This window comes from Vibrio harveyi NBRC 15634 = ATCC 14126 = KCTC 12724, from assembly GCF_001591145.1.
Lineage (GTDB): Bacteria > Pseudomonadota > Gammaproteobacteria > Enterobacterales > Vibrionaceae > Vibrio > Vibrio harveyi.
The window spans coordinates 1-9,562 of the sequence record NZ_BCUF01000085.1 but is presented as its reverse complement, the minus strand read 5'-3'; the positions used below and the strand labels follow the sequence as shown (position 1 = coordinate 9,562).

Here is a 9,562-nt window from a genome sequence, read left to right as displayed (position 1 = left end):
ATCACCTTGTCCAAGAATGAAAGGTGCCAGAATCTTTAAAGTCTATTGAGCGGGCAAGCATAAACCTTGTATTTTCGACCAAAATCACCACGCTTTGAAAACGATTAGGTTTTCTCGATGAAAAAATGAGGCGAGCTGTTTATCATAGGCAACGAAATTAACCATGCCACTATTGTGATGACTGACAAGACTATCTCCATCCCTCTACCATCTTTGATTCACCGAATTGGTGGCGATCATGCTAAGCGAGCTAAAGCAATTGCGGCTGAGAAGAAGTGCGAAATGAAGCGCATTCGACGCTCTCGTAATTGGCAAATTGCTGGTGATGCGTTGGATTTGAAAGTGTTCCTCGATCATATCAAGGCAGAAGAATCTGAGCCGATGCGGTTCGTGATAAACAAAATGGAAGCTGGTCTCGCCAAGCACAGCGATAAGCTTGAACCTTTGGAAGCCAAGCTGATTCGATTGGTCTTGGAGAATCCAAACATTACTTTGGCGGAGCTAATGTCAGAAACCAACTGTACTATCGCCCAAGCTCGAACGGCGCGTTTCGAGGCTGAGATGCTTTAAACCTGAAAGTTTCTTCTGATTTTTCCTGTCTATACTGGTAAGCGACTGATTATCGACATTGGATAAGATGAGAGAGGAAGTTATGAAGCTGATATCGAAACTTTTGAGCGTATTCTTCATCTGGGGGAGTTTGACGCTTCCTGCTTTCGCGCTTGATCCTGTTTATAGCGACTTTCTCGGTAAAGCGATTCGTGGTTATGACCCTGTCGCATACTTCACTCAATCGAAACCGGTAAAAGGTGACAGCGATTTCACTTACCGTTGGAATGATGCCAAATGGTACTTTTCATCGGCTGAAAATCGAGATGCATTTGCGAAAAATCCTGAGAAATTTGCACCGCAATATGGTGGTTATTGTGCTTGGGCAGTAAGCAAAGGTTACACCGCAAAGATAGACCCGAATGCATGGTCAATTGAGAATGGCAAGCTCTATCTCAACTACAGTAAATCTGTGCAAGCGACATGGGAAGAAGACATTCCGGGCAATATTGCGAGTGCTAATAAGCATTGGCCAACACTGCTTTCCCAATAGGGCTCTGATGCCAAAACGAAAAGATACAGAAATCAAAAGACGCAGAAATAATTAAGCCGCGATGATCGCGGCTTTTTCAATTTGGGTTCCAAGAAGTGGAGCATTACCACATCAGATCGTCTGGTACGACGAAATCTGCGTACGGGTCATCTTCTGCAGGGATGTCTGCTTCTGGTTCTTTTTGTTCGATGATCACAGATTCATCGCGTTGAGCAATCTTGTTTGCTACACCACGTGGGATAACAACGTAGCTTTCACCAACAATCGCGATTGCCAAGGTGCCTTTGATAAGCTGTTCGCGGATCTCTGACTCAACGTATAGAGACTTCACAAGTGTACCGTGTGTGAAGTTGTATTTGATGTCGCCATCTTTCAAATCAACCTTGTTCATTTCAATCAGTTGGTTGATTTGCGCTTTGATTTCTTTGTTCAAGCGTTCTGCGTTTTGTTGCTCGCTCAATTGCTTGTCACGCTCTAACTGCTGACGTTTGTTCTCTTCAACCGCCGCTTTTACTTCGCGAGCTTGAACGCGTGATTTTTTAGAGCCTTTTTTCGCTTTCTTCAGTTTTTTCTCGTTAACCAAGCCTGCTTTTAGCATCTGCTCTTGAAGGGTAAGTTTTGCCATGATCTATCCAGTTAGTGCGCAATTTTGTGCATTTTAACCAGTCATCCGCCGCAAAGAAAGAGGGATATACTCAAGTGACTTCAAGGTGCAGGATTCAGAGCGTTGTCACTGATTCCCTATTTACCGAAAGCAAGCAAGGAAAACAACGAAGCGGAATAGTTAGCTCTTTCCAATATAAACACAAGGCGGGATATGGCTCGGCGCTTTGTTGAGCAAAAAAACGAAAAATAAATCGAGAAAGTGTGCGTCTTATTGCAACTTCCAGCGTCTTAAGTACATTAGGCGAAAAATTTTGAAGCAAAACCATGAGTACCTCAGACAAACAAACGATCCCGCAACAAGTGATTGAAGAAGCTTGTGAGTGGGCAATCATGCACGGCGTGGCATTTCGCCAAGCAGATAACACCGCAAGACACTGTCCTTTTAGCTTTGCGCCAATGACGATAGAGCGTGATGTGTTCGCACATTTGAAGAAAGTGACGCCGTTGATCGCCAAGCTGATCAGTCACGTGTCTGAGGATTATGAATTCCTGCAAACCTCCTTAGCCGAGCTAGGCAAAGCCGATACTTTCTTTGAGCGTTTGTTGGAACTGCATAAAGAGGTTCACCATGAAGCCACGCGCCAACCCCTGTTGTTAATGCGCACCGACTTTATGGATGATCGTCAACACGGCGCGAAAGTGATCGAGTTCAATGGCATCGCGGCTGGGATGGCGCCGTTTGGTCAGCGTGCCACAGAGCTGCATCAATTTTTGAGCTCTCAGTGGGGCAGCGTTTACCAACAATGGTTAGAAGATAAAACGGCAACACCAGCCGATAACCAAGGCATGCAGCAACTTGCGCTTGGCATTGCCACTGCCGCGAGAAAAGTCAAAGCGCATTTTAATGAAGAAGGCGCACCGACGTTTTTGATGGTGGTGCAGAAAAACGAAGACAATGTGTATGACCAACACTTACTCGAAGTGGAATTGCAGAAGCTTGGCGTTCGCACGGTAAGACGTACCTTTGAGCAGCTAAGTTCACAGCTATCGAGTGGTGACAATCAACGCCTCTTGTTAGAAAACATTGGCGGTCTTGACGTTGTGTACTTGCGTGCGGGCTATCAATATATGGATTACTTCTCGCCAGAACTGAATGAACCAATCTGTTGCCATACCTTGAGCCAAACTCGTTTGTTCATGGAAAAGCACTACGTAGCGATGAATGCGACCATCAGTCAACAGTTGGCGACCAGCAAATCAATGCAAATGTTGTTAACCATGATGCCGGCAAGTGAGTATCAGCGCTGGGGACTCAATGTTGAAGAAGCCGAGTTGGTCAAAAGCGTATTGGCAGAGATGAAGCCAATTAACACTGACACGATTAAATGGTTTGCTGCTTCTGGGAACAAAGACGAATGGGTATTGAAAAACCAAGGCGAGGGCGGTGGTCACTGTATCTTTGGTGAAGATATAGCGAAACAACTGAGTCGACTGCCACAAGAGCAATACAGTGCTTGGGCTTTGATGCAGCGTTTGTATCCGCATGAAAGAGAAACACCGACGATTGCGGTGCGTGATGCACAGCAGAGCGTGGTGACGGACCTTGTGAGTGAAATTGGTTTATTCACGGCGCGCTATCAAGGTGAACCTGTAACGCAATTGGATGGCTACGCTGGTTATTTGATTCGCAGTAAACCAGCCAGTGAAAACGAAGGTGGCATCCACAGCGGCAAAGGCATCTTAAATTCTTTAGTGCTGGTGGATTGATGTATCACATAACTGGATGAGTTGACACAAACCTTATAAAACTGTGTTGATACGCTTCTCCCCATGACTACAATGCAATCCAACAATTGAGGCATAACCATTCCAATAGGTAAGGAGTACCGAGAGTGGAATACTTAAGTTTGGTAGATAAGCGTGTCACCGATATTTTAGTTTTGGAAAACGGTGAAGCGATGACGCATTTACCTCCTTCTAAGTTGTTACTCGATCACAAGGTTGAGCTTGGGTATAACAATGAGTTTCGAGCTAGAGAAAGTGTTGTTGAACGTTTGATAGAGGCTGCAGAATATCTACCAGAAGGTGTGTTCTTAAGTATTAAAGAAACATTTCGTCCAGCTGTGTTTCAGCGTTTTATCTTCAACCGTCGGTTAATAAAGCTTTTTTGCCTAGAGGAAAATGTACATCAATCCTCTGATTCAATTAGAGAGCTAGCAGCACAGTATATTGCTCCACCGGAAGTTGCCGGTCACCCTACAGGTGGAGCTGTGGATGTTTCTTTGGTCGATGCATTTGGTAAAGAGCTAGATTTAGGCTGTGCTTACGATGATGACCCGGTTGTTTCCGAGGGGAAATGTTATTCATTCTGCAAAGAAGTCTCAGCAGAAGTAACTCGTAATCGTGCTCTTTTATTCGGCTGTATGGAAAAAGCGGGATTCGTTAACTACCCGTTTGAATGGTGGCATTGGTCTTATGGTGATAAGTACTGGGCAGCAGTAAAAGAAATGCCCCATGCGCTATATTCACCAATAGATTAGTTGTCACAAGATGCGAGCTGAAAATACTCGCACCTTGATTCCCCTCACTCTCAACCAAGCGCCGGATAATCTGTATAGCCGTGTTCATTACCACCAAAGAGTGTGGAGCCATCCAGTTCTGCCAGAGGTTGTTGGTGCTGTAAGCGCGCCACCAAATCTGGGTTAGAAACAAACGGGCGTCCAAACGCGACTAAATCCGCATAACCTTTCTCAAGCACCTCGTCAGCACGCTCTTGGGTGTAACTGCCCGCGACGATAATCGTATTGGTGAAGTATTCGCGCAGTTCGATGCGGAAGCTTTCTGGAATCACTGGTGCGTCGTCCCAATCCGCTTCAGACAGGTGTAAGTACGCAATATCACGAGCTTGAAGTTGTTTCGATGCATCGAGGATGGTTGGCACAATATCTGGGCAGTTCATGTCCTTGAAAGTGATGAAAGGTGCGAGTCGTACTCCTACTTTGTTGGCACCAATGGCTTCGCTCACCGCATCGACCACTTCTAATAAAAAGCGAAGTCGGTTTTCGCGAGTACCGCCGTAGTTGTCGGTTCTGTGGTTTGAATTGGTACGTAGGAATTGGTCAATCAGGTAACCATTACCGCCGTGGATTTCGACGCCATCGAAGCCTGCTTCAATAGCACGTTTCGCTGCATGGGCAAAATCACTTACCACACGGTCAATATCGGCTTGAGTCATCGCTCGTGGCTCTACACAATCGACCATATTGCCGTTGCCTTGCTCGTCGGCAATCCACACTTGGGTTTCTACGGGTTTTAGTGCTGATGGGGCAATAGGCTGTTCGCCTTTTTGGAATGTCGGATGTGATACACGACCGACATGCCACAACTGACAAAACATAGCTGCGCCTTGCTCTTTTGCTGCTTGAGTGACGGTTTTCCAGCCTGCCACTTGTTCATCAGTGTAGACGCCTGGTGTGAATGAGTAACCCTGCGAATCGTCTGAAATCTGGGTGGCCTCAGAGATGATTAACCCTGCGGTAGCGCGTTGCTTGTAGTAAGTCGCCATCATTTGGTTTGGAATGTTTCCCGGTTGGCTAGTGCGCGCTCGGGTCATTGGAGCCATGGCTACGCGGTTTTGCAGAGTTAGTTGTTTCAGCTGTGTTGGTTCAAATAGTTTGCTCATGATCGATTCCTTACTTAAGTAGTGGTACTTGGGTTTTGTTGCTTACAGATTCCATCCAATCTTTCACAGCGTTGTCCCATTGGATTTCTGCGGCGCTGAAGAACCCGCGCAAAATAGAAAATAGGATCGCTTCGTCTACCAAAGTCACATGCTGATAAGAGTCGAGATTCAACACGCTTTTCGCACGTTCAATGAGCGCTTCGACCTCTTTGGCAATGTTTGGTGTGTCTTGCAGAAGTGCATCAAAATTGAGTGCATCCGTTTCCTTTTTTGCGCGCCAAGCTTGTTGTGCAGACTGAGTGGCAAACTCTGGCAAATCCATGTTTGACCAACGTGGGTAACCCACTTTTTGTAATGGAAGGAACGCGATTTTTTGCCAATCCAACACCGCTTGCGACGGTTGGCTTGTTTCACTTGATGTTGCCAGTTCAAGGAAGTAAGCGATGATATCGAGACTTTCTGCCATCGCTTCACCGTTGTCTTTGATAAGAAGTGGCACTTGCTTGGTTCCAATCAGGTCTGTTGTGGTTTTATCGTCGTCATAAGCAATATTGATGACGTCGAGTTGGATATTCAGCATGCCAGCAACGTAGCGGACGCGAGCACTGAATGGGCAATGTTCGTAAATGTAGAGTTTCATAGTATTTTCCTGGTGATTCGTATTGGGTAGCCCCGCTTGCTCGAGAAGCGTTAAGTCAGGGCTACCTGTAGGGATGACATTAGTTGTTGAAGCTCGGAGCTAACTCAGCCTGTTTGCTTTCTTTGCGGTTTGCCTTGGCGATGAATAGCAAACCAATCAGTGGAACAATGATGGCTGCGTAAGGGATCATGCTTGCGCCCATTTGGCTATCGAGCACCATGCCGCCTAAGAAACCGCCAAAGGCATTAGCTAAGTTGAACGCCGAGATGTTTGCCGTCGCTGCTAATTCCTGACCTTCACCACCGTGGTTCATTACTCGAAGCTGCATTGCTGGTACGTTGGCGAATGACGCAATACCAAATACAAAGGCGGTGGCAATGAACAGCACTTTGCTGTCTACAGTGATTCCGACCAGTACGAGTGACACAATCATCGCGATAGCCCAGAACATAGATGCTTTTTGTAGGTTTTTATCCGATGAACGACCACCCATAGTGTTACCAACAATCAGACCGACACCAACGATAACCAGAATCCAAGTTACGGCACTTTCACCAAAGCCAGTGATGTGCATGGCGATAGGGGCGATGTAGCCATACAGAGTCATGAATCCCGACCAAGCAAATACGGTGATCGCAAGGCTGATAAGTAGCATTGGGTTTTTGAACGCAGCTAATTGTGCTTTGACATCTTTTGCTTCGCCATGACCGGTGGATTTGATCACTGAAGTGATAAAGAACAGAGCGACTAAACCAAAAGCTGCAACGGTCAAGAAAGTGGTGTGCCAGCCGAATTGCAAGCCAATCCAGGTACCGCCAGGCACACCTAAAACGTTAGCCAGCGTTAAGCCCGCGAACATTTGTCCGACCGCACGACCTGCCATTTTTTCTGAAACCAAATTGGTCGCGACCACGGCACCGATGCCGTAGAAAGGGCCTTGAACTAAACCTGTGATCACTCGGCTGACCATCAATACAAAGTAGTTCGGCGCGAAAGCGGACAACACGTTGCCGAGAATAAACAGCACCATTAGCCCAGCCAGTACGGCTTTCTTGTTAAAGCGTGCTAAGTAAATCGTAAGTAGCGGACCGCCAAATACAATGGCAAGTGCGTAGGCACTGATTAGGTAACCGGCTTGTCCTTCCGTGATGGACAAAGAGTTGGCGACTTGAGGAAGGATTCCTGCAATAACAAATTCTGCGGTACCGATAGCAAAAGCTGAAAGTGTTAAGATCCATACCTGCAGCGGCATTTTTTCTTTATTCATGGGGGAGTCTCTTTTTTTAATTAGTTTTAACCCATTGGTGCCATGCTTTTTTCTTGCTCTGGCACCTTGTTTTTATTTGTTGTTATCCAAACGTGTGTTGTTAGCCGAGCAGTGCGCCACCATCGACATCAATCACGGCACCGGTCATATAGGTGTTTTCAATCAGAAGCAGGTAAGCTTTTGCAACGTCACTGGCTTCGCCAACTTTGCCCACTGGTAAGCTATTTTGTGTGCGTTTGTACATGGCATTTCTGTCGCCTTCGTTCATGCCTTGATACGCCTCAGTTTTGGTCAAACCTGGGCTGACTGCATTCACTCTGATTGGAGCCAGTTCTTTCGCCAGTACTTTTGTGGTTGCTTCAATGGCAGCGTTAATCGCGGTTTTTACGTAGGTGTTAGCAACAACTTTGCGCGATAACATGCCGGACGTTAGCGTGATTGATCCGCCTTTCTTGATGTAGCGTGCTCCATGTTTCGCTGCGTTGATGGCGCCCCAAAATTTGGTATCGAACGCGTATTTTGCTTGGGAAACTTCTACATCCACCACTTTGCCTGCTGGAGCATAAGAACCTGCTGTGACGATCAGGTGGTCAAAAGCACCAATAGTTTCGAAGTAGTGGTAAACCGACTGTTCATCGCTGATGTCTAACCCTGTTTTGCGGCTTGCTACGTGGACAACCGCATTGTCGCTCGCAAGTTGTTGGCTAAGTTCAGCGCCAATACCTGATGTGCCACCCAGTACGACATAAATGGTTTTTTCTGTTGTCATGATTTGTTTCTCCAATCTCGTTTCGATGGAGTCAGTATATTGATTGGAATAAATTTGATAATTGAGTAATATTTGAATTGATTATTCAGCTCAGATGAATAATGAAGTTTAAGGAGGGAATGTGGACAAGTTTTCGGATATGACGCTGTTTGTCAGCATAGTGAAGAACCAAGGGTTGGCGGCGGCTGGCAGAGAGCTCGGCTTATCGCCAGCAACAGTAACGGCAAGATTGCAGTCGCTGGAAGATCGCTATGGGGTGAAATTACTTAATCGCAGTACAAGGCATATCTCACTGACGGACTCTGGCGCTATGTACCATCAGGCATGCTTGGAAATCATCGACAGCGTCAAAGAGACGGAGAACTTACTCCAAACTGGCACCAAAGAAGTGCGCGGCACACTTAAAATCTCGGCTCCTCGTGATATTGGAAAGCAATACATTTCGCCAATACTGTCGGAATTTAGTCAGCTCTATCCCGATGTGATCCCTTATCTGTATTTGAACGATAACTTATCCAACTTAGCAGAGTCCGGTTTGGACATCGTTATCCGATATGGGGATCTAGCCGACAGCAACCTTATCTCTCGCAAACTGGCGTCCAGTCGCCGAGTGCTTTGTGCTTCTCCTCAGTATTTGGCAAAGAAAGGCACGCCGATCACGCCACAAGATTTAGCACATCACGATTGTTTAGCCATGGTTCGCAGCAATGAAGAGTTGAAAACATGGCACTTTCAAGATGAAGAGCAGCACAATATTGTTACTGTCGTACCGAAGCGTTTTTCTGATGATGGCGAAGTGATTCGTCAGTGGGCGTTAGATGGCGCGGGTATTGCGTTGAAATCGATTCTCGATGTACAAGAGGACATCAAACAGCAGCGTTTAGTGACGGTGTTAAATGGCTATATGAAGAACTTCAACGCATCGACCTCTTCTGCAGGTGCGGATTTGAACGTGATTTACCTGATCCGCCAGTATCAACCCAAGCGACTTCGTTTGTTTTTGGACTTCTTGATTGAGCGTTTTCACACTCAATTTTAATGAGGCGAACGTTTCGATGTGTCGCATGGAAAGGCTGCATCATACTGAGGTTAGAGATTAGTAACACCGCGCTTTTAAGAATATTGGCATCAAGCGCGGTGTGGCTGAGTTAGCTAAAAACAGGTCTGAAGAAGCTGCGTTCGTAACTCAATACACAGTCGGTCTCTTCCGCGAACTTAAAGGCTTGGATGCACTCTTCATCGTTGAGCGACTTTTCTCGGTATTCCTCATACGCCGCGAGGCTTGGGAATGTAAATAATGCCAGTGCAATATTGTTAGCACCTTCAGATGGAAGATAGTAGCCGTTGTGTTGTCCGCCAAATTTCTCTACTAACGGAATCCACATTTTTGCGTACTCTTCAAACTCTTTGGTTTTTTTTTGCATCAATGACATAACGAACATAGCAAGTGATCATAAAGATAAAGTCCTTTTTATTTGGTTTATACCCAAGTAACC

Annotated in this window: 10 protein-coding genes and 1 pseudogene; 5 read left to right on the top strand and 6 right to left on the bottom strand. The window is 46.1% G+C overall.

The window, feature by feature from the left end:
* Positions 1–177: 177 nt before the first annotated feature.
* On the top strand, positions 178–570 hold the full coding sequence (locus tag VHA02S_RS23955; RefSeq protein WP_017819377.1) for a ribosome recycling factor family protein: 393 nt from the start codon (positions 178–180) through the stop codon (positions 568–570).
* An 82-nt stretch (positions 571–652) separates the two neighbouring features.
* A complete protein-coding gene (locus VHA02S_RS23950) occupies positions 653–1,102 on the top strand; it encodes a YHS domain-containing (seleno)protein (RefSeq protein WP_005451310.1) in 450 nt (149 codons plus the stop codon).
* Between the two features lie 103 nt (positions 1,103–1,205).
* Here VHA02S_RS23950 and VHA02S_RS23945 read toward each other — a convergent pair whose 3' ends face one another.
* Positions 1,206–1,727: a DUF2058 domain-containing protein gene (locus VHA02S_RS23945; protein ID WP_038898781.1), complete on the bottom strand. Its 522-nt coding sequence runs from the start codon at positions 1,725–1,727 to the stop codon at positions 1,206–1,208.
* Between the two features lie 305 nt (positions 1,728–2,032).
* Here VHA02S_RS23945 and VHA02S_RS23940 point away from each other — a divergent pair, with 305 nt between their 5' ends.
* Together VHA02S_RS23940 and VHA02S_RS23935 are read left to right on the top strand one after the other, a co-directional pair.
* Positions 2,033–3,475, top strand: a complete 1,443-nt coding sequence (locus tag VHA02S_RS23940) for a glutathione synthase (protein WP_038898780.1) — start codon at positions 2,033–2,035, stop codon at positions 3,473–3,475.
* A gap of 125 nt (positions 3,476–3,600) precedes the next feature.
* Entirely contained in the window at positions 3,601–4,248 is a 648-nt protein-coding gene (locus VHA02S_RS23935; RefSeq protein ID WP_038898779.1) for a M15 family metallopeptidase, read from the top strand.
* Between the two features lie 50 nt (positions 4,249–4,298).
* On the opposite strand, the gene VHA02S_RS23930 is transcribed toward VHA02S_RS23935, so the two are convergent.
* From VHA02S_RS23930 to VHA02S_RS23915, 4 genes are all read right to left on the bottom strand, one after another.
* Positions 4,299–5,390: an alkene reductase gene (locus VHA02S_RS23930; protein ID WP_005451315.1), complete on the bottom strand. Its 1,092-nt coding sequence runs from the start codon at positions 5,388–5,390 to the stop codon at positions 4,299–4,301.
* Between the two features lie 10 nt (positions 5,391–5,400).
* Entirely contained in the window at positions 5,401–6,030 is a 630-nt protein-coding gene (locus tag VHA02S_RS23925) for a GrxB family glutaredoxin (protein ID WP_009699218.1), read from the bottom strand.
* 79 nt (positions 6,031–6,109) lie between these two features.
* Complete coding sequence (locus VHA02S_RS23920) at positions 6,110–7,297, bottom strand: MFS transporter (protein ID WP_038898778.1); 1,188 nt, start codon at positions 7,295–7,297, stop codon at positions 6,110–6,112.
* 100 nt (positions 7,298–7,397) lie between these two features.
* Positions 7,398–8,066, bottom strand: a complete 669-nt coding sequence (locus VHA02S_RS23915; protein WP_009697186.1) for an SDR family oxidoreductase — start codon at positions 8,064–8,066, stop codon at positions 7,398–7,400.
* Between the two features lie 121 nt (positions 8,067–8,187).
* Between VHA02S_RS23915 and VHA02S_RS23910 the strand changes: the two genes are divergently transcribed.
* The gene (locus VHA02S_RS23910; RefSeq protein ID WP_038898777.1) at positions 8,188–9,105 is read left to right on the top strand and encodes a LysR family transcriptional regulator; all 918 of its coding nucleotides are present in this window, start codon (positions 8,188–8,190) and stop codon (positions 9,103–9,105) included.
* A gap of 109 nt (positions 9,106–9,214) precedes the next feature.
* Here VHA02S_RS23910 and VHA02S_RS23905 read toward each other — a convergent pair.
* A pseudogene (locus VHA02S_RS23905) lies at positions 9,215–9,521 on the bottom strand (NIPSNAP family protein).
* Positions 9,522–9,562: the final 41 nt, after the last annotated feature.